Raw genomic sequence first — 19,101 nt, 5'->3', positions numbered from 1 at the left:
ACCCGACCACGCTGTATAGCCCCCCGCACAATGTTACAAATGCATGCGAGCGCAAGTGGCTGGACGGGCAAGCCGATTGTCCTGATCGGACTGATGGGGGCGGGGAAGTCCACCGTTGGCCGCCGCCTCGCGCATCGCATGGATCTTCCCTTCGTCGATGCCGATACCGAGATCGAGACCGCGGCGGGCATGACGATCGCCGATATCTTCGAGCGTTTCGGCGAACCGCACTTCCGCGACGGCGAACGGAGAGTCATCGCCCGGCTGATCGACGGTACGCCCAAGGTGATCGCCACCGGCGGCGGCGCCTTCCTCAACGAAGCGACCCGCGCACTGATCCTCGACCATGCCATCGCGGTGTGGCTCGATGCCGAACCCGCAGTGCTCGCCGAGCGCGTCCGCAAGCGCGACACCCGTCCGTTGCTGCGCGGCAAGGATCCCGAAGCGGTGCTCGCCGAGCTCGCCCGCATCCGCAATCCCTTCTATGCGCTTGCGCCGATCCGCGTCGTCAGCATAGCAGCGCCGCACGACGCTACCGTCGATGCGATCCTGAAGGCCATTCACCCGTGACAATCGTCCCCGTCGCGCTCGGCGCGCGCAGCTATGACGTCCGCATCGAGGCCAGGCTGCTCGCCCGCGCCGGCGAGCATCTCGCTCCGCTGGCTAAAGGCCGCCGCTTCGTCATCGTCACCGACGAGAATCTCCGCCCCCATCTCGCCACGCTCCAGGCGGGCCTCGGCATCGAGAGCGAGGCGATCATCCTGCCCCCCGGCGAAGCCACCAAGAGCTGGGCGCAGCTCGAATCGCTCACCGACCGGCTGCTGGATCTCGGCGTCGAGCGCAGCGACCATGTCATCGCCTTGGGCGGCGGCGTGATCGGCGATCTGGTCGGCTTCGCGACCTCGATCCTCAAGCGCGGCTGCAACTTCGTCCAGGTGCCCACCACCCTGCTCGCCCAGGTCGACAGCTCGGTCGGCGGCAAGACCGCGATCAACAGCCGCGCCGGCAAGAATCTGGTCGGCGCCTTCCACCAGCCCGCGCTCGTCCTGATCGACCCGCAGGTGCTCGACACGCTCCCGGCCCGGGAGCTCCGCGCCGGCTATGCCGAGGTGGTCAAATACGGCCTGATCGACGATTTCGCCTTCTTCGAGTGGTGCGAGGCAGAAGCCACCGCGCTCCTCGCCGGCGACCCCAAGGCCCGCGAAACCGCCATCGCCCATTCGGTCGCCGCCAAGGCCCGCATCGTCGCGGAGGACGAACGCGAGACCACCGGCAAGCGCGCTTTGCTCAATCTCGGCCACACCTTCGGCCATGCGCTTGAGGCCGAGACCGGCTTCTCCTCGAAGCTCCTCCACGGCGAAGGCGTCGCAGCCGGCATGGCGCTCGCCTTCGCTTACTCCGCGCGACTGGGCCTCTGCCCCGGACAGGACGCGACCCGCGTCGCAACCCATCTCCGCGCCATCGGCCTCCCCGACGGCCTCGCGGCCGCCGGCATCACCGCCACCGGCGCGCGCCTGGTCGAGCATATGCTTCACGACAAGAAGATGGCCGCCGGCACTCTCCCCTTCCTGCTCGCCAAGGGCATCGGGCAGACCTTCCTCGACAAGACCGTCGACCTCGCGGACGTCGCCGCCTTCCTCGACGCCCAGCCCCGTCCCGCCTGAAGGCCGTTCAGGGGCCTATGTCGGGCTTCGGGCAATATTTGATGTTGGAATTGCTGCAATAGCGCCAGGCGACATTGAACCAGCCGGCGGTCCGCTTGGGGCGGCCATCGGGTCCCAGTGCCACCAGAAATGCAGCCCGCCTGAGGATCAGTGGACAAACCGCGTCTGCCAGCACGCTCGTCGTGTTCGAGCGTGTGATCGCGCAATTCTCGGCGCGGCCGAACGTGTTGATCTCGAAGCTGACGCGAACCTTGCCGTCCATCATCTGGTGCGATGCCGCGGCGGGGTAATCGGCATAGGTCACCCATAGCGGCCTCCCGACGGGTATCGCACCACCGAACTGGCTGTTGTCGGTCTTGTGGTTCCAGCGCACGACAAAGGCATAGTCGGAGGCGACTGCCACGCCCCTCTCGACTCGTGGCGGGAAATATCCGCGCTGGGCGACCAGCGCACAGCTCGCGCGCTTGAGCGGTCCGAGCGGGCCGCCAGGAGCCGCCGAACAGCGCAACTCGCCGGTTGGGCTCACCTGGACCTTGATCGGCACCTCGCCTTCCAGCCCCTGGGCTAGCGCATCGGCGGGATAAAGCTCGCGCCCCGCATCGATCGGCAGCGGCTCCGGTGTATCGCCTGCCACCGGCAGCATCGTCGCAGCCGCAAATATCAGACCATAGTGTGGCATCGCATCCCCCGAAACCGATCCTAGATCGGCGCGCCGTTCGAGGGAAGCGGACGCCGCGAAGATGGGCGGCGCCAGTTGCCGTTCAGCCGCGATCGGCTTAGCAACCCGCCATGCGTATCCTCCTCCCGGCCCTTGCCGCGCTCATGACCACCACTTCCGCCATTGCCCAGACCGCGCCCGTCGCCCCGATTCTTACCGCTCCTGAAGCGAAGGATGTCTGGACCCACGCCCAACCCGAAGTCGCCCGCGTCACCCATGTCGCGCTCGACCTCAAGGCCGACTTCGCGAGCAAGACCGTCTCCGGCACCGCGACGCTCGACGTGCTGGCAGCCAAGGGCGCCAAGGAGATCATACTCGATGTCGACGACATCGACGTGGAGAGCGTCACCTGCCCCAAGGGCAAGCCGCTCACCTTCACCGTGGGCCCGCGCGACGCTGACATCGGCTCGGCGCTGACCGTCCGGCTCGACGGCAATGACCGCATCGTCATCCGCTACAGGACCAAGCCCGGCGCCTCCGCGCTGCAATGGCTCGCGCCCGAGCTTACTGCCGGCAAGGCCAAGCCGTACCTTTTCAGCCAGGGCCAGCCGATCAACAACCGCAGCTGGATCCCGACGCAGGACAGTCCCGGCATCCGCCAGACCTGGTCGGCGGCGATCACCGTGCCTTCCGATCTCGTCGCGGTGATGAGCGGCGAGCGGATCGACGGCGCCAAGGGCACGCCTGCCGGCGCCGGCTGGCAGACCTTCCACTTCAAGATGGACAAGCCCGTCCCGCCCTATCTCATCGCGATGGCCGTCGGCGATCTCGCCTTCAAGGCCACCGGGGCCCGCTCGGGCGTGTGGACCGAGCCGTCACAGCTCGATGCCGCGGCGCACGAGGTCGGCGATGTCGAGAAGATGATCGACGCCGCCCAGGCGCTCTACGGCCCCTATCGCTGGGGCCGCTACGACATGCTCGTCCTGCCGCCCAGCTTCCCGTTCGGCGGCATGGAAAACCCCACCCTCACCTTCCTCACCCCCACCATCGTCACCGGCGATCGCTCGAACACCGATGTCGTCGCGCACGAGCTGGCGCATAGCTGGTCGGGCAACCTCGTCACCAACGCGACCTGGTCGGACTCGTGGCTCAACGAGGGCTTCACCACCTATTTCGAGAACCGCATCATGGAGGCGGTCTACGGTCCCGATCGCGCCGCCATCTATGCCGATCTCGACTGGGACGGCCTGAACAAGGACATCCGCGAGGCCGGCGGCCAGGACGCCCCCACCACCCGCCTCCACGGCGATCCCGGCGCCACCGCCGGCCAGCTCGACTATTTCAAGGGCTCGACCTTCCTGCGCACGATCGAGCACGCGGTCGGCCGCGCCAAGTGGGACGCCTATCTCAAATCCTATTTCGATCGCCACGCCTTCCAGCCCCAAACCAGCGCGGGCTTCCTGGCGGACCTGCGCAAGAACCTGATCAAGGGCGACAAGGCGCTCGAGGCGAAGCTTCAGCTCGATCGCTGGGTCTATCAGCCGGGCCTTCCCGACAATGCCGTCCATATCAGCTCGGCCACGCTCGCCGCGGTTGACGCCAAGCTCGCCGCAGTCAAGGCGGGCGGCCCGATCTCCGCCGTCCAGCCCCAGGGCTGGAGCACCCAGCAATGGCTGCGCTTCCTGAACGGCCTCCCCCGCCAGCAGACGCCCGCGCGCCTCAAGGAACTCGACGAGACCCTCGGCCTGTCCGCCTCCGCCAACGCCTATGTCCGCTCGGCCTGGGCCGAGCTGGCGATCGCCAACCGCTACGACCCCGCGCTCCCTTCGATCCGCGCTTTTGCCACCAGCGTCGGCCGGGGCCTGCTCATCTATCCGGTCTATCGCGGGCTGATGGCACAGGGCGACTGGGGCAAGCCGATCGCGCGCCAGCTCTTCGAGCAGGCCAAGGCGGGGTACCACCCGACCATCGCGGCGGGCGTCGCGAAGCTCGTCGCAGGAGAGTGATCTAGCGCGCGACCCGCAACTCGATGGACGCGGGCGTGTCGCCGGCCGCTTCCCCGAGACGGACGCGCAACCGGCGCGTGTCGCCCGGCACGCGCAGCGCAAAGCGAGCGGGCTGGTCAGGCGGGTAGAGCGCGAGCCGCGCGATCGGCTCGCCGCCGCCCTCCGGCGCGACGATCAGCGTCACCGGCTTTCGCGCGACATTGTCGATGTGCGTGATCTCCAGATAGACCACCGTCCGCTCCCCCGGCGGCACCTCCACCAGTGCCTCACGGACGCCCGGCGCGAGGCGCTGCACGGCCCCGGCACGCTCCTGGCGCATCGCCATCTCATTGCCTCCTCCCGGTCCCGTGCACGCCTGGAGCACCGCCATGGCGCATGCGAGACCCGGAGACGCCACTCTCATTTCAACGGCTGCGGCTTTGGCATGCGCGGGATCAGCACCGGCGTCACCGCACCAATCGACAAGGGGGGTATCTGTGCCGCGGCAAGCCGAGGCTTGCCCGCATTCGGCACCGTCACCAGCGTGATCGGCACATTGCCGTCGCCTTGGATCCGGCCTTCCGCCCGCAGGCGCGCAAGGGTCGGCGAGACATCGACGAGGAAGGTCGACCCCACGCCCTCGTGATGTCCCTGGTCGGCGAAGAAGGCGAAAGCGCCCGCATAATAAGGTGAATCGGGCGACGGATCCGTGCCTTCCGGCAGCCCGACGAACACGCGGACATAGAAATTCTCGTCCACCGGCTGCTTCACATCGTCGAGCCGCAGCAAGACGCGTTGCGGCGATTTTTCGTCAAAGCCGATCCGCGCGGCCTCCGCCGCAAGCGACAGCTGGACTCGGGGTGCTCGCGCGCCGCCCAGTTGCACCTCTTGCGCCGCCGGCGGGAACGCCCGCGTCGTCTGGAGCCGAACCCTCGCGCCCTGCTGGAGAAACTTCTTGAGCACCGCCTCGTCGACCTTGGTCGCGAGCTTGGGACAAGCGTGCGGTGCCTCGAAGCGATACGAGATCAGCGGCGCCAGGATCATCGCGCCGACATTATACTCGATCGGAGCGCCATTCTCGTCGCAGAACTGCCCGCTGATCTGCATCCCGGTATAGACGGGGTCGTTCGAGTTGGCGTTGCCGCGGCTGTTCCATTCGAGCCACAGATAATCGAGAATGTTGTGGTGGAGCCAGAAGATCGGGTCGAGCGGCGACATGTAGCTCGCCATCGTTCCGCCCACGAAGCTGCCGTGAATATAGTTGTGCGGTCCCCCTTCCAGCCGCCCCGTGCTCCCGCCCGCGCCGCGCAATGCGGTGGCGAAGCCGCTCGCAAACAGCTCGAAATCGGTTTCGTTCAGGATCGCGGCGATGTTGGCCGGTCCCACGATGCTGGCGTCCGCCTGGTCGCTCGGACCGATCCAACGCGGGGAATGGTTGAGCGGGCTCCCCGCCTGCCAGAACGGCGCGGGGATCGCCCGGTTGCACGACCAGTTCCAGTAAGGCAGCGCGAAGTCTGCCACGCCGGTGAGCTTGCGGATGATCCGCTCGAACGAGAGCAGATATCCCCGATGCCATGGCAGGAAAAACCAGTTGCCGTGCGGGCAGAAATTCTGGTGGATGGATGCCTGCTTGTTCCAATTGCGCGCATCGCCTGCGGGCAGTGCCTGCATCAGGCTTACGCCGTCGCGATACGCCTGCAAGATCGGGTCGTTGGGTCCCAGGGTAGAAACATCGCGCCGTACTGGCCTGTTTTCTATTTTCTTCTTTAACCATTCACACCCGCCCAACGAAACATACATTGCGATGCTGGTGCCACCTGTAAGGATTTCGCGCCTGCTGATGTACATGAGAATCCGCTCCACTGTCGCGACTCGCACGATCGTAGGTTTATTTTCCCACTTCTCTCTGACTACTGCAACAATGCGCAACCATTCTGGTTGCTTACTTACGGGCGCGGGGAATTCCCAAGTGACGTGCCGCGCGAGTCAGGCTCCCGCTCGGTCGCTCATTTCCGAGTTGCGTGCCATGCCAGCCACAGCCAGCCCGCGATCAGCGCCGCGCCGCCCAGCGGGGTCACCGCGCCCAGCCAGCGCGGACATCCCAGCGCCATCAGGTACAGCGTCCCGGCGAACAACGCGCCGCCGACGAGGAACAGCCAGGCCGGCCCCTTCGCTTCCATCCGCACCGCGACCAAAGCCGCCACGGCATGGACGAGCTGGTAATGCCCACCGGTCTTCAGCCACTCGACTGCCTCGCCGCTCGCGCCATGCGCGCCGAACGCGCCTGCCGCTACCGCCAAAGCGCCCGAAAGCGCCGCGAGGATCGTCACTAGCCGCATTAATATACTCCGATCTCGCCTAGGAACGCTGGCCCCGCATCCACCACCATCGCCACGCCGACCAGCAGCGAGGCGAAGCTCATCACCAGCACCGCGCCGGCCAGCATGTCCTTGGCGAGCCCGATCGAAGGATGGATCTCCGGATGCAGCCGGTCGATCACCGCTTCCACCGCCGAATTGACCAGTTCGAGCGCCAGCACCATCGCGCAGCAGAGCGCGATCGCCGCCCACCACACCGACGCCGGGCGCAGCACCAGAAGCGCCGCCAGCGCCAGCCCCGCGAGCCGCACCTGTGCGCGGAAGCTCGCCTCGCCGTGCCAGCACGCGCGGATCCCTGTCACCGCGAAGCCCATCCGCACCCGGAAGGGCCGATTCTTCACTTCGGTTTCCGGCCTGCCAACGCCGCGGCATCCTCCAATGCTTCCTGCCTGAAGATGCGGTCGCGCGCGGCGTAAAGGTCGCCCGTATCCTCCTGGGCCCGGAGGCGGGCGGAATCGCGGCGGCGATATTCGTTCTCGGTCTTGTCGACCTCGGTGCTGTCGACACCCACCGCTTCCATCGCCAGCCGTGCCATCACGATCGCGCTTTCCAGCATCTCGCGGACAATGCCCGCCACCGGCGCGCCCTTCATCTTGATCACCGATCGCCGGTCATAGGCGCGCACGAAGATCGTCGCCTGGGGAAAGGTGTGGTGGATCGCCTCGATCGCCTCGGTATCGAGCTTGTTGCCGTCCTGGCAGAACAGCAGCAGCTCGGCATCGGCGGCGCCGGCCTGGCGCAATATGTCGGTGCGCGTGCCGTCGCCATAATAGACCTTCATGCCGAAATCGCCGGCGGTCTCGATCATCTCGACATCGGTATCCACCAGCGTCACCGAAATGCCCTGCCCGATTAGCATCTGCGCCACCGTCTGGCCGAACCGGCCATAGCCGACGACGACCGCGTTGCTCCCCTCCTGCTGCGGCGCCTCCAGGTGATCACTGCTCCGCTCGGGTTCGGCGCGCAGTTTCTTGGTCGCCATCATCAGGAACGGCGTGGTCGCCATCGACAGCGTCACGATCGCGCCGAACAGGCTCGCCGCGCGGCCTTCGATTAGCATCGCATTCTGCGCCTGGGCGAACAGCACGAAGCCGAACTCACCGCCCTGGCTCAGCAGTACGCCCAGCGCGAAGGCCCCGCGCAGCTTGGCGCCGAACAGCATCGCCATCCCCATGATCAGCGCCGCCTTGATAACGATCAACGCAAACGCCATCCCGGCGACGAACAGCGGGTTCGCGGCGATCGCGTGCAGGTCGAGCGTCATCCCCACTGCGAGGAAGAACAGTCCGAGCAGAATCGAGCGGAACGGGTCGACGTCCGCCTCCAGCTCGTGCCGATAGGGCGAATCCGCCAACATCACGCCCGCAATGAACGCCCCCAACGCCGCGGAAAGGCCGAGCGCCTCCATCAGCGCCGCGCTGGCGATCACCGCGAACAGCCCGGCGAACACGAACATCTCGCGCTCGCCGAGATTGCCGATCAGCCGGAACAGCGGGCTGAGCAGGAAGCGCCCGGCGAGCACCAGCCCCAGGATCGCCGCGACGGTGTAGAGCGCCAGCATCCATCCCGGCGGGCCGCCCATGTCTGCCGGGTTGCGCGAGAGCGCCGCGACGATCGTGATCAGCGGCACGATCGACAGATCCTGGAACAGCAGGATCGCGAAGGCACGCTCGCCGAATGGAGTACGCAGCCGCCCCGCCGATTGCAGCAGCGGCAGCACCTGCGCGGTGGAGGACAAAGCCAGCGGCAGGCCGAGCGCCAGCGCTGCGCCCACCGTCGACTGCGTCGCCAGCCACACCAGCCCCGCCAGCGCCAGCCCGCACAGCGATACCTGCATCAGGCCGAGTCCGAATATGTCGCGCCGCATCCGCCACAGGCGGCTCGGGCTCAGCTCGAGCCCGACCAGGAACAGCAGCAGCGCAATGCCGAGCTCGGCAAAGCCCATCTTGGCCTCGGCCCCGCCGACCAGTCCGAGCACCTGCGGCCCCACCACCGCGCCCGCGACCAGGAAACCCAGCGTCTGGCCCAGTCCGAGCCGTCGAAACAGCAGCACGAAGACGAGCGCGAAGCCCAGCATCGGCACGGCATCTCTCAGCAGCGAGAGTCCGCCATCGCCATGCGCCTCCATCAGCGCGCTCCCGCTTCGGCAGCGGCCTCGGCCGCCGCCTCGAACGCCAGCCGGATCGAGGGATGCCGCGCGCGGTGCGGCAGCGCGGGAATGAAGATGTCGAGCCCGGGCCATTCGGGCGGCGCCGCGCGTTCGCCGGCCAGCCATGCGGTCAGCTGGTTGCGCGCGGTCGCCAGTTCCTCGGCGGTCCGCCCCACGGCGTGCGCCGCCATCAGCGACGCCGAAGCCTGGCCCAGCGCGCACGCCCGCACCAGCATCCCGACGCCGGAGACGTGTCCGTCCACCATGTCGATATCGACTGTCACCCGGCTCCCGCACACCGGCGAGCGTTTCTCGGATGTCGCTGCAGGATCCGGCAGCCGGTCCTGGAACGGAATCGAAGCGGCCAGCCGCAGGATTTGCGTGTTGTAGAGCGGCGCATTCATCCTTCCCGACTTAAGGGAGCGAGCGCCGAGATGCGAGGGGCTAAGTGCCCTGCATCGAATTAGCATGGCTGCTCTTGTTGCCGGTGTCGTCGGCCGGCTTTTCCCCGCCGAACACCGGTTCGCCCTTGCGCCGCCGGTCGACGAAGTCGGCGATCCCCGCGCTGGTCGCGTCGAGCATCGGATAGGTCACCGACTTGGTGATCCAGTCGGGCCGCTGCGAAGGGCCGCCGCCCACCGTGTCGAACACCAGGACGAGCAGCAGGAACGCGATGCTCGCCAGGATCAGCCCCTTGAGTGCCCCGAAGCCCAGCCCCAGCGCGCGGTCGATCGGGCCGAGGAAGCTGTCGCGCATCCGCGATCCTAGGTCGTTGGCGAGCAGCCGCCCGGCGAAATAGGTCACCCCGCCCAGCATCGCGAAGGCGAGCACCGCGCCGCCCTGCGTCGTGCCCACGATCCCGGACAGGAATTGGGCCACCGGCGTGTGGAAGAATTTGAGCGCCACGACGACCAGGATCCAGGCGAGCAGCGCCAGCACCTCGGTCACGAACCCGCGCAGAAAGCCCAATATGGCCGCGCCGCCGATCACGATCAGCACGATGATGTCCAGCCCGGTCAATCCATGTCCTCCCCGCGCTCACATACCATCTCATCCACTTGGCGAAAGCCGCGATTTCCGTCTCGCACGCGGGTCGGAGGCTATCCGCGCCTATTCTTCTGCATGTGCCCCCAGAAGTTTCCGTTTGTTGTTCAGGGCGCGCCTTCGGATCAAGTTCGCGCCCCTGGCGAAGAGAGGCGATCCATGTGAGCATCCTCAGTCCGATATATTCGCTCGCCGGGTTCGCCGTCGGCACGCTGGTCGGGCTCACCGGTGTCGGTGGCGGATCGCTGATGACGCCGCTGCTGGTCCTCGCCTTCAACTTTCATCCGGCAACCGCGGTGGGAACCGATCTGCTCTACGCCTCCGCGACCAAGACCGTGGGCACCGCCGTCCACGGCTTCAGCGGCACCGTCGACTGGAAGGTGGTGCGGCGCCTGGCGACAGGAAGCGTGCCCGCCGCGGCGCTGACACTCCTGCTCCTCTCCTTTTCGGGCCAGCGGCTCGAGGGCGCCACCCACCTGATCACGATCGCCCTGGGGATCGCGCTGATCCTGACTGCAGTCTCGATGACATTCCGGGCCCGCATCGTCGCCCGCTTCGCCGGCCGTTTCGAAGCGGTCTCGCCGCTGCGTGTGGCACGCCTGACGATCGTTTTGGGCGCCATTCTAGGCGTCCTGGTCTCGCTTTCGTCGGTCGGCGCCGGCGCGATCGGCATGACCGCGCTGCTCGTCCTCTATCCCAAGCTCCCGACCAACCGCCTCGTCGGCTCCGACATCGCGCACGCAGTGCCGCTGACCTTCGTGGCGGGCGCGGCGCACTGGTTCATGGGATCGGTCGATGTCGGACTGCTGCTTTCGCTCCTGCTGGGCTCGATCCCCGGCATCATCCTCGGCAGCCTGATCGCGACCCGCGTCTCCGATCGCGCCCTGCAGCCGATCCTCGCGGTGACGCTGGCGATCGTCGGCGGCAAGCTGTTGTTCTAGGACCGTCGCCGCTACCGCCCGAGCAGATGGTCCACGAACGCACCCAGCGTCTTGAACCCGGCGATCTCCAGCCCGCCTTTGTCCTTGGCCTGGGTCACCGGCGCCAGCGCCCGCGCGAAGCCCAGCTTGCCCGCCTCGCGGCACCGCAAGGCCCCATGCGCCACCGGCCGCACCTCGCCCGATAGCGCGATCTCGCCGAACGCCACCGCATCCGCCGGCATCGGCCGCTCGGCCAGCGCCGACACCAAAGCCGCCGCCACCGCCAGGTCGGCCGCCGGATCCTGCACCCGGTATCCGCCGGCGATGTTCAGATAGACCTCGCACGACGAGAAGCTCAGCCCGCACCGCGCCTCGAGCACCGCCAGCACCATCGACAGCCGCGCCGAATCCCAGCCCACCACCGCGCGCCTCGGCGTCGCCCCGCTCGCCAGCCGCACGGTCAGCGCCTGCACCTCGACCAGCACCGGCCGCGTCCCCTCCAGCGCGGGGAATACGATCGTGCCCGTAACGCTCTCGTCGCGCTGCGTGAGGAACAGCGAGGAGGGGTTGGCAACCTCCGAAAGCCCCTCGGTCTCCATCGCGAACACGCCGATCTCGTCGGTCCCGCCAAAGCGGTTCTTCACCGCCCGCAGGATGCGATATTGGTGGCTGCGCTCGCCCTCGAACGCCAGCACGGTATCGACCATATGCTCAAGCACGCGCGGCCCGGCGATGCTGCCGTCCTTGGTGACGTGCCCGACCAGCACCACCGCCGTGCCGCGCTCCTTGGCGAAGCGGATCAGCTCGCCTGCGCTCGCGCGCACCTGGCTCACCGTCCCCGGCGCGCCCTCGATCAGGTCCGAATGCATCGTCTGGATGGAGTCGATCACCAGCAATGCCGGCGGCGCACCTTCTCCCAGCGTGGTCAGGATATCGCGCACCGAAGTCGCCGCGGCGAGCTGCACCGGCGCGCTCCCCAGCCCCAGCCGTCGCGCGCGTAATCTGACCTGGTCCGCAGCCTCCTCGCCCGAGACATAGGCAACCTGAAGCCCGCGCGAGGCGATCTTCGCCGCCGCCTGGAGCAGCAGGGTCGACTTGCCGATCCCCGGATCGCCGCCGATCAGCGTCGCGGACCCTTCGACGAACCCGCCGCCCAGCGCCCGGTCGAGCTCGGCGATCCCGGTCGCCATCCGCTCGGGCAGCGCGATGTCGCTGTTGAGCCCGCTGAGCACGATCGCCCGCCCGCCCGACTGGAGATTGTGCCGCGCCTGGAACGGCGTCACGACCCCGCCGGCATCCTCGACCAAAGTGTTCCAGTCCCCGCAATCGGCGCACTGCCCTGCCCATTTGGACGATACCGACCCGCAGGCCTGGCAGACATAACGCTTCTGGGGTTTCGCCATGCGCGCGGTGATAGCGCGAGAACAGGAAGGGAACAACCCCGATCCGGACCCCCAAAGGTTGCTCCACCTCCCCCTGACCGCTATCGCCGCGGCCAATGCAACCGTCCGACCTTCGCGTCGCCCTCTTCAGCGGCAATTACAACTATGTTCGCGACGGCGCGAACCAGGCGCTGAATCTGCTCGTCGATTATCTGCTGCGCCAGGGCGTGCAGGTCCGCGTCTATTCGCCGACCACCAGCACGCCGGCGTTCGAGCCCATGGGCGACTTGGTCAGCGTGCCTGCGCTTCCTGTCCCGGGCGGTCGCGCCGAATATAAGTTCGCGGTCAATCTGCCCGCGGTGATCCGCCGGGACCTGGAGGCCTTCGCCCCCAACCTCGTCCATGTCTCGGCGCCCGAAATACTCGGTCATCGCGCCGTCGCCTGGGCGCGCAAGCGCGACATCGCCACGGTAGCCTCGCTCCACACCCGGTTCGAGACCTATCCGCGCTATTATCATCTCGGCTTTCTCGAGCCGCTGGTGATCAAGGGCCTCACCCGCTTCTACAATCGCGTCGACCAGGTCGTGACCCCCGGCAACTCCACCGCCGAGATCATCCAGTCCTGGGGCGTGACGACGCCGGTCCGCATCTGGTCGCGCGGCGTCAACCATGACCGCTTCAATCCCCAGATGCGCAGCAACGAATGGCGTCGTTCGCTCGGCATCGACGATGAGGAGTTCGCGATCGGCTTTCTCGGCCGGCTCGTGCTGGAAAAGGGCCTCGATATCTTCGCCGACGTCTGCAACGCGCTCACCGCGCGCGGCGTGCCGCACCGCGTGCTCGTGATCGGCGACGGCCCGGCGCGCGGCTGGTTCGCCGATCGCGTGCCCGAAGCGGCGTTCGCCGGCTTCCAGCGCGGCGAGGCGCTGGGCCAGGCCGTCGCTTCGATGGACGTGCTGTTCAATCCGTCGGTCACCGAGACGTTCGGCAACGTCACGCTGGAGGCGATGGCCTGCGGCGTCCCTGTCGTCGCCGCTAATGCCACCGGCGCGATGGACCTGGTCGAGGACGGCGTGAACGGATTTCTCGTCCCGCCGCGCGACGTGAATGCCTATGCCGATGCGATCGCCCGCCTCGTCCAGGATCCGGGCCTGCGCAAGTCGGCCGGCGCCGCGGGGCACGCCAAGGCCCGGGCGTATAAATGGGACGTGATCAACCAGGCCGTGCTCGACACCTATCTCGAAGTGATGGCGCGCCGCGGCGCCCACTGAGATCCTCCCCAAAAAACGCGTTAACCAGTTTTGAACCTCGCCCTCCCGCCGCGTCACTAACGTTGCGGGTGTCCTGGCAGCGGTCATCCCCCTTTCTCGCTGTCGGGCCACCTGTTGCGGCGTCGCTCGGGGTGACGCCGCGCATCGCAACCCGACGGGAGACACACATGCGTAAGATACTCTACACGCTGACGCTTGCCCCCCTTGCCCTCGCCGCATCGCCCGCCGTCGCCCAGACGGCCAGCGTGACCGACGCAACCGGTGATTTCCTGGCCACCTATGCCGGACCGCACGCAGCCGATCTCGATGTCACCAGCTTCTCGGTCAGTTACGATTCCGTCGCCCAACTCTTCACGCTTGGTGCAACCTTCGCCGGAGCGATCCATGCCGAAACCGGCGGTACCTACATCATCGGTGTCAACACCGGCACCGGAACGATCCATCCCTTCGCTGCGCTGGGCCAGCCCAACGTCCTCTTCAACCAGGCGATCGCCGTCCGCGAGGACGGCACCGGAAACATCGGTGCCACGCCGCTCAATCCCAGCTGGATCGCGATCGCCGGCAATATCCTGACGGTGAAGGTGCCGCTTTCGCTGCTGCCGAGCACCGGCTTCGTGCCAGGGCAATATGGCTTCAACCTGTGGCCGCGCCTGGGCACCGGCAACAACAACCAGATCAGCGATTTCGCACCTGAGAACGCGACGCTGGCGGCTGGCGTGCCCGAGCCAGCGAGTTGGGGCCTGCTCATTCTCGGCATCGGCGCCGGCGGTGCGATGCTGCGCCGGCGCCGCAGTACCCGGGTCGCCTTCGGTTAACCCCCCAGGCACCGCCGCACCTCGGCCTTGTCCCCAAGGAGAGGGCGGCGGATGCCGGTGGGCCGGGCGGTGCAGAGCAAGAGCTGGCCGTCCGGTCCACCCCCCCCCCCCGCGCTGCACCCAAGCCTGACATTCGACATGCGAACTCCCCTCCCTGCTTGCAGGGAGGGAAATCAATGTCGTCCCGTTCCGGCGTGCATGCGCGTCCTCGCGCAAGGAAATGCACTGAATTGCACAGGATCGCGCAAGCGGCCGCACATCCGTCCTAACGCTCGCGCGGATGCCCAAGGCAAAACCGTCGCGAGGTTCGGCTGCCGTCGAACCCGTTTCCCGATGGGCCTCGCAGCGGGCCGCATCGGGATACGGAGGTGAACGTCGCGATGGGCGCTTGTGCAGGAATTGTCGCGAACCCCTTGGCGGCCGACGATCCGGCATCGCTCAGCATGGCGTATCCGGAAGCCTGAGCGATGCGATCGAGCCGACCGCGTTTTATATGTGCCATGCTGGTGTTCGGCGTGCTGGGCCTGTCCCCGGCAGCGGCGCAATCGGTTTCCGAACCGGGACCGAACGAGCGCGCGGACGACGACACGGGCCCCTATGTCCATGTCGGGCCCGGCGCGCTCATCTTCGATGGGAACGCCCAGGTCAAAAGCAGCGGCGCGTTGCTCCCCGGCGCAACGGTAAGCGTCGATTCGAACGTCACGGTCATCACCGAGTTCGGCTATCGCTGGCGGCATTTCGGCGTGTCGCTGACCGGTGGCATCCCGCCCCTCGCGACGGTGAAGGGCGCCGGCACCCTCACGCCGCTCGGGACCCTTGGTCGGATCCGCTATGGCCCGACGGTCCTCACCGCGCATTACCACTTCACCGGCCTCGGGCGCCTCCAGCCCTATATCGGCGGCGGCGCGGTGCTGCTGCTTATCTTCGACAACCAGGACGGAGCGGTGAACCGGCTGAGGGTCAGCAATCACTGGGGCGCGGCGGTGCAGGCCGGCGTGGAATATAAGATCGCGCCCCGCCTCTCGCTCTATCTCGACGTCAAGAAAGCGGCGCTGAAGACCTATGCGACCGGGCTGCTCAGCGGTGCGCCGATCACGGCGAATATCCGGCTGAACCCGACGGTGGTCGGCGGCGGCCTGTCCGTCCGCTTTTAGCCGCGCAGCGCGGAGCCGAGCGATAGCGCCCTAGCGCCAGTCGTATGCCAGCGCGCCCTCGCGGAACGCGAAGCGGTCGACATGGCGCGAGACCGCGCCTTTCAGCCGCTCCAGCTGCTCCTCGGATGAGGCGTCGATCCGCACGTCCAGCCCGTCCTCCACCGCGTTGAACGTCACCACCGCGTCGCCGGGATGGTCCGCGCCGCGCGCGTCCTTGGGAAAGATCACCGTCCCGTTCTCGGGGGTGAATTCCACCTGGAGGTTGTGCTCCCAATGCTTGCAGAGCTGCTGGAGATACCGGCTTGCCTGCGAAGTTTGCACATGCGCCGAAGCGGTCACGGTGGCGATCGTCATGGCCTTCTTCTCCTTGTGGGGCGCCGGCACGATCCCGAGCCGGCGCCGCAAAACCTCGATCCTTGGCACGGCGGCGTCAGAGCCGCTCGATCTTCTGCGCGGCCTCGTCGAGGATCGCCGCGACCTCGTGCAGAGTGTCGCTGTCAACTTCCGAGGATGAAAGACGCTCCTGCAACACCGACCGTAAATTGTGCATCGCCCGTCGAATCGGGCCGCCGCTGGTGCGTGCCTGGCGATCGCCCATCTCGGCGAGCCGCGCGAACAGCGCCTCCACTTCGGCCTCGCGCTCGGTCAGGTGGGCCTGGCCGGCAGTGGTGATGCCGAACTGCTTCTTGGCGCCCTCGGTCTTCTGCTCCTCGATCAGCTCCATGTCGTCGAGCATCGTCAGCGTCGGGTAGATCACGCCGGGGCTCGGCGCATAGGCGCCGCCCGAGCGCTCCTCGATCTCGCGGATCAGGTCATAGCCGTGGCGCGGCTGCTCCTCGATCAGCTTGAGGAGGATGAGCCGCAGCTCGCCCCCGTCGAACATGCGCCGTCCGCGGCCGCCTTCGCGTCCGTAGGTCCATTCGACTTCGAACGGTCCCCAGCTGCGGCGCCCGTGATGGCGCGGACCACAATGCCGCTCGTTGGCGCCGTGGTGATTGTGAAAATGAAAACGCATGTGCGTCTGCTCCTGTCTGAGTCGTGATGCGTCTAAGATATATCTTGAAACAACTTATGCAACCCCGTTCCGCGCAACCTTTGTGAACATGGCCGTAAACTCCTATCTTGCCCCCGATGGCCGACCTCTTCGCCGCAGACCCCCAACCCGTAGCCGTCGAGGCGCCCGCCGGCGGCCCCCTCGCCGATCGCCTGCGCCCCCGCGCGCTGGCCGATGTCGTCGGCCAGGAGCACCTCACCGGCCCCGAGGGCGCGATCGGCCGCATGGTAGCGGCGGGCAAGCTCAGCTCGATCATCCTCTGGGGTCCGCCCGGCACCGGCAAGACCACGATTGCCCGCCTCCTTGCAGACGCGGTGGGCCTGCGCTTCGTCGCGATTTCCGCGGTTTTCTCGGGGGTTGCGGACCTCAAGAAGGTCTTTGCCGAGTCCCGAGAATACGCCCGGCTGGGCCGCAAGACCCTGTTGTTCGTGGACGAGATCCACCGCTTCAACCGCGCCCAGCAGGACGGCTTCCTGCCTTATGTCGAGGACGGCACCGTCACCCTGGTCGGCGCCACGACCGAGAATCCCTCGTTCGAGCTTAACGCCGCTTTGCTCAGCCGCGCCCAGGTCCTCATCCTCCACCGTCTCGACCACAAGGCGCTGAGCAAGCTGCTCGACCGCGCCCAGGAGCTCGAGGAACGCCCCCTCCCCCTGACGCCCGAGGCCCGCGACGCTCTGGTCGCCAGCGCCGACGGCGACGGTCGCTTCCTCCTGAACCAGGCTGAAACGCTGTTCTCGGTCAGCTTCGAGGAGCCCCTCGATCCCGCCGCCTTGGGCGACTTCCTCCAGCGCCGCGTGGCGGTCTATGACAAGGATCGCGAGGGCCATTACAACCTCATCTCCGCGCTCCATAAGTCGATCCGCGGTAGCGATCCCCAGGCCGCACTCTACTATCTCGCCCGCATGCTCACCGCCGGCGAGGAACCCCTGTTCCTGCTCCGCCGCCTGGTCCGCGCCGCGGTCGAGGATGTGGGCCTCGCCGACCCCAATGCGCTGGTCCAGTGCATCGCCGCCAAGGACACCTACGACTTCCTCGGCAGTCCCGAGGGCGAGCTGGCGATCGTCCAGGCCTGCCTCTATCTCGCCACCGCCCCCAAATCGAACGCCGCCTACAAGGCCCAGGGCGCCGCCTGGCGCTCGGCCAAGGAAACCGGCTCGCTGATGCCGCCGCAGAACATCCTCAACGCCCCCACCAAGCTCATGAAGCAGATCGGCTATGGCAAGGGCTATCAGTACGACCATGATGCCGAGGGCGGCTTTTCCGGCGACAATTACTGGCCCGACGAACTCTCGCCCCAGACCTTCTACACCCCCACCGATCGCGGCCATGAGAAGCGCATCGCCGAGCGCATGGCCTGGTGGGACGAGATGCGAGGGAAGCGCCGCGATGAATGATGCGATCCGGAGCTGGGAGGATGCGGTGGCCTATGCGCTGACGCTCCCCGATACCATTCTTTCGACGAGCTACGGCAAGCCCGCGGTCAAGGTCGGCTCGAACGGGCAGACGTTCCTCTACACGGGGCATGAGGACAAGTCCTCGTTCGGCATCGCGATCGACCTCGACACCGTCGAGATCCTCAAGGAAACCGATCCCGATACCTTCTGGCAGACCCCGCATTACGAAGGCTGGCCCGCGGTGCTGATCCGGTTCGACAGCCCCGACCCGGAGCGCGTCCGGGCGATGATCGAGCGGTCGCGCGACTGGTCTGCAGCCAAGAAGCCGGTTCGGCCCCGCAAGAAGAAGTGACCACGCATTTCCGGCATTTCGCCGCAATCGACTGGTCGGGCGCGGCCGGGCCCCGCCAGCGCGGCATCGCGGTGGCCCTTTGCGAACGAGGTTCCGCGGCACCCGTGCTGGTGCGCGCCGGCCATGTCTGGTCGCGCGTCGAGATACGCGAATGGCTGCGCGACGAACTGCCCAGCGACACGGTTGTCGGCCTCGACCTGACCCCCGCCTTCCCATTTCACGACGAGGGCGCCTATTTCCCCGGCTGGCAGGCCTCACCGCCCGACGGTTACGCCCTGTGGCAGATGGTCGACGAGATATGCGCCGAGGATCCCTATCTCTCCGCGACCAGCTTCGTCGCCGATCCCGATGCGCGGCGCCATTTCCGCCAGCAGGGCGATTGCGGCGACCTGTTCCCGCCCGGACGCGGCCGCTTCCGAGTCTGCGAGCATGGCCAGGCGGCGATGCGGCTGGCGCCCTACAGCAATTTCAACCTGGTCGGCGCGAGCCAGGTCGGCAAATCGAGCCTCACCGGCATGCGCGTCCTCAACCGCCTGCGCGGCAAGCTCGGCCTCTGGCCGTTTGATCCGCTGCCGCCCGAGGGTCCGATGCTCGTCGAGATCTACACCTCGCTCGCCGCGCGCCTTGCAGGGATGCGCAAGGGCACCTCCAAGATCCGCGACGCCGTGACGCTCGACGCGATGCTCGCCGCCTTCGGCTCGGAGCCGCACGCGCCGCTCGCCCGCTACGACGATCACGCCACCGACGCGATGCTGAGCGCCGCCTGGCTGCGCGTCGCGGCCGACCGGCCCGAACTATGGTCGCCCGCCGGCCTTACGCCCGAACTTGCCCGCACCGAGGGCTGGACCTTCGGCGTTCCCTGAGCCATGGGAACCGCC

At 67.4% G+C, this 19,101-nt stretch carries 21 protein-coding genes; 10 read left to right on the top strand and 11 right to left on the bottom strand.

Going from position 1 to position 19,101, the window contains the following annotated elements; all coding sequences use genetic code 11:
- The first annotated feature begins 30 nt into the window (after positions 1-30).
- A complete protein-coding gene (locus tag IAG41_RS01485) occupies positions 31-570 on the top strand; it encodes a shikimate kinase (RefSeq protein ID WP_187726814.1) in 540 nt (179 codons plus the stop codon).
- Positions 567-1,664 carry a 3-dehydroquinate synthase gene (gene aroB, locus IAG41_RS01480; RefSeq protein WP_187726813.1) on the top strand — a complete coding sequence of 366 codons (1,098 nt, stop codon included), beginning with the start codon at positions 567-569 and terminating at the stop codon, positions 1,662-1,664. The genes IAG41_RS01485 and aroB overlap by 4 nt, the downstream gene beginning before the upstream one ends.
- Before the next feature lie 7 nt (positions 1,665-1,671).
- Here aroB and IAG41_RS01475 read toward each other — a convergent pair whose 3' ends face one another.
- Positions 1,672-2,343, bottom strand: coding sequence for a TonB family protein (locus IAG41_RS01475; RefSeq protein ID WP_187726812.1), 672 nt, complete (start codon positions 2,341-2,343; stop codon positions 1,672-1,674).
- A 110-nt stretch (positions 2,344-2,453) separates the two neighbouring features.
- Here IAG41_RS01475 and IAG41_RS01470 point away from each other — a divergent pair, with 110 nt between their 5' ends.
- Positions 2,454-4,328: a M1 family metallopeptidase gene (locus tag IAG41_RS01470; RefSeq protein ID WP_187726811.1), complete on the top strand. Its 1,875-nt coding sequence runs from the start codon at positions 2,454-2,456 to the stop codon at positions 4,326-4,328.
- A gap of 1 nt (position 4,329) precedes the next feature.
- Here the strand turns inward: IAG41_RS01470 and IAG41_RS01465 are convergent, their stop codons facing one another.
- The 7 genes from IAG41_RS01465 to IAG41_RS01435 all read right to left on the bottom strand — a co-directional run bounded on the left by IAG41_RS01465 (position 4,330) and on the right by IAG41_RS01435 (position 9,854).
- A complete protein-coding gene (locus IAG41_RS01465; RefSeq protein WP_187726810.1) occupies positions 4,330-4,647 on the bottom strand; it encodes a hypothetical protein in 318 nt (105 codons plus the stop codon).
- An 80-nt stretch (positions 4,648-4,727) separates the two neighbouring features.
- A complete protein-coding gene (locus IAG41_RS01460) occupies positions 4,728-5,978 on the bottom strand; it encodes a tyrosinase family protein (RefSeq protein ID WP_187726809.1) in 1,251 nt (416 codons plus the stop codon).
- A 335-nt stretch (positions 5,979-6,313) separates the two neighbouring features.
- Positions 6,314-6,646, bottom strand: a complete 333-nt coding sequence (locus IAG41_RS01455) for a DUF423 domain-containing protein (RefSeq protein ID WP_187726808.1) — start codon at positions 6,644-6,646, stop codon at positions 6,314-6,316.
- Positions 6,646-7,026, bottom strand: a complete 381-nt coding sequence (locus IAG41_RS01450; RefSeq protein WP_222950454.1) for a diacylglycerol kinase — start codon at positions 7,024-7,026, stop codon at positions 6,646-6,648. Before IAG41_RS01450 ends, IAG41_RS01455 begins: the two co-directional genes overlap by 1 nt.
- Positions 7,023-8,813, bottom strand: coding sequence for a cation:proton antiporter (locus IAG41_RS01445; RefSeq protein WP_187726807.1), 1,791 nt, complete (start codon positions 8,811-8,813; stop codon positions 7,023-7,025). Before IAG41_RS01445 ends, IAG41_RS01450 begins: the two co-directional genes overlap by 4 nt.
- Positions 8,813-9,238 carry an iron-sulfur cluster assembly scaffold protein gene (locus IAG41_RS01440; RefSeq protein ID WP_187726806.1) on the bottom strand — a complete coding sequence of 142 codons (426 nt, stop codon included), beginning with the start codon at positions 9,236-9,238 and terminating at the stop codon, positions 8,813-8,815. The genes IAG41_RS01445 and IAG41_RS01440 overlap by 1 nt, the downstream gene beginning before the upstream one ends.
- 40 nt (positions 9,239-9,278) lie before the next feature.
- On the bottom strand, positions 9,279-9,854 hold the full coding sequence (locus tag IAG41_RS01435; protein WP_187726805.1) for a CvpA family protein: 576 nt from the start codon (positions 9,852-9,854) through the stop codon (positions 9,279-9,281).
- Positions 9,855-10,045: 191 nt separating this feature from the next.
- Between IAG41_RS01435 and IAG41_RS01430 the strand changes: the two genes are divergently transcribed.
- Positions 10,046-10,819 (top strand): sulfite exporter TauE/SafE family protein, encoded by a 774-nt coding sequence (locus IAG41_RS01430; RefSeq protein WP_187727816.1) that lies wholly within the window; start codon positions 10,046-10,048, stop codon positions 10,817-10,819.
- Positions 10,820-10,830: 11 nt separating this feature from the next.
- Here the strand turns inward: IAG41_RS01430 and radA are convergent, their stop codons facing one another.
- Positions 10,831-12,201: a DNA repair protein RadA gene (radA, locus tag IAG41_RS01425; protein ID WP_187726804.1), complete on the bottom strand. Its 1,371-nt coding sequence runs from the start codon at positions 12,199-12,201 to the stop codon at positions 10,831-10,833.
- Positions 12,202-12,296: 95 nt separating this feature from the next.
- Between radA and IAG41_RS01420 the strand changes: the two genes are divergently transcribed.
- From IAG41_RS01420 to IAG41_RS01410, 3 genes are all read left to right on the top strand, one after another.
- Positions 12,297-13,451 (top strand): glycosyltransferase family 4 protein, encoded by a 1,155-nt coding sequence (locus tag IAG41_RS01420; protein ID WP_187726803.1) that lies wholly within the window; start codon positions 12,297-12,299, stop codon positions 13,449-13,451.
- 167 nt (positions 13,452-13,618) lie between these two features.
- Positions 13,619-14,266: a PEP-CTERM sorting domain-containing protein gene (locus IAG41_RS01415; protein WP_187726802.1), complete on the top strand. Its 648-nt coding sequence runs from the start codon at positions 13,619-13,621 to the stop codon at positions 14,264-14,266.
- 500 nt (positions 14,267-14,766) lie between these two features.
- Positions 14,767-15,420 carry an OmpW/AlkL family protein gene (locus tag IAG41_RS01410; RefSeq protein ID WP_187726801.1) on the top strand — a complete coding sequence of 218 codons (654 nt, stop codon included), beginning with the start codon at positions 14,767-14,769 and terminating at the stop codon, positions 15,418-15,420.
- Between the two features lie 30 nt (positions 15,421-15,450).
- On the opposite strand, the gene IAG41_RS01405 is transcribed toward IAG41_RS01410, so the two are convergent.
- Both IAG41_RS01405 and IAG41_RS01400 read right to left on the bottom strand, forming a co-directional pair.
- The gene (locus tag IAG41_RS01405) at positions 15,451-15,774 is read right to left on the bottom strand and encodes a DUF2218 domain-containing protein (protein ID WP_187726800.1); all 324 of its coding nucleotides are present in this window, start codon (positions 15,772-15,774) and stop codon (positions 15,451-15,453) included.
- A gap of 76 nt (positions 15,775-15,850) precedes the next feature.
- Complete coding sequence (locus IAG41_RS01400) at positions 15,851-16,435, bottom strand: PadR family transcriptional regulator (protein ID WP_187726799.1); 585 nt, start codon at positions 16,433-16,435, stop codon at positions 15,851-15,853.
- A 116-nt stretch (positions 16,436-16,551) separates the two neighbouring features.
- On the opposite strand from IAG41_RS01400, the gene IAG41_RS01395 reads away from it, so the two are divergent.
- The 3 genes from IAG41_RS01395 to IAG41_RS01385 are packed head-to-tail and all read left to right on the top strand — an operon-like array spanning position 16,552 to position 19,086.
- A complete protein-coding gene (locus tag IAG41_RS01395; protein WP_187726798.1) occupies positions 16,552-17,871 on the top strand; it encodes a replication-associated recombination protein A in 1,320 nt (439 codons plus the stop codon).
- On the top strand, positions 17,864-18,223 hold the full coding sequence (locus IAG41_RS01390) for an MmcQ/YjbR family DNA-binding protein (protein WP_187726797.1): 360 nt from the start codon (positions 17,864-17,866) through the stop codon (positions 18,221-18,223). The genes IAG41_RS01395 and IAG41_RS01390 overlap by 8 nt, the downstream gene beginning before the upstream one ends.
- A complete protein-coding gene (locus tag IAG41_RS01385) occupies positions 18,220-19,086 on the top strand; it encodes a hypothetical protein (RefSeq protein WP_187726796.1) in 867 nt (288 codons plus the stop codon). The genes IAG41_RS01390 and IAG41_RS01385 overlap by 4 nt, the downstream gene beginning before the upstream one ends.
- Positions 19,087-19,101: the final 15 nt, after the last annotated feature.

This window comes from Sphingomonas sp. JC676 (genome assembly GCF_014489075.1).
GTDB lineage: Bacteria > Pseudomonadota > Alphaproteobacteria > Sphingomonadales > Sphingomonadaceae > Sphingomonas.
Note: the sequence above shows the minus strand (reverse complement) of the source record. Positions and strands in the feature narration are given on the sequence as shown.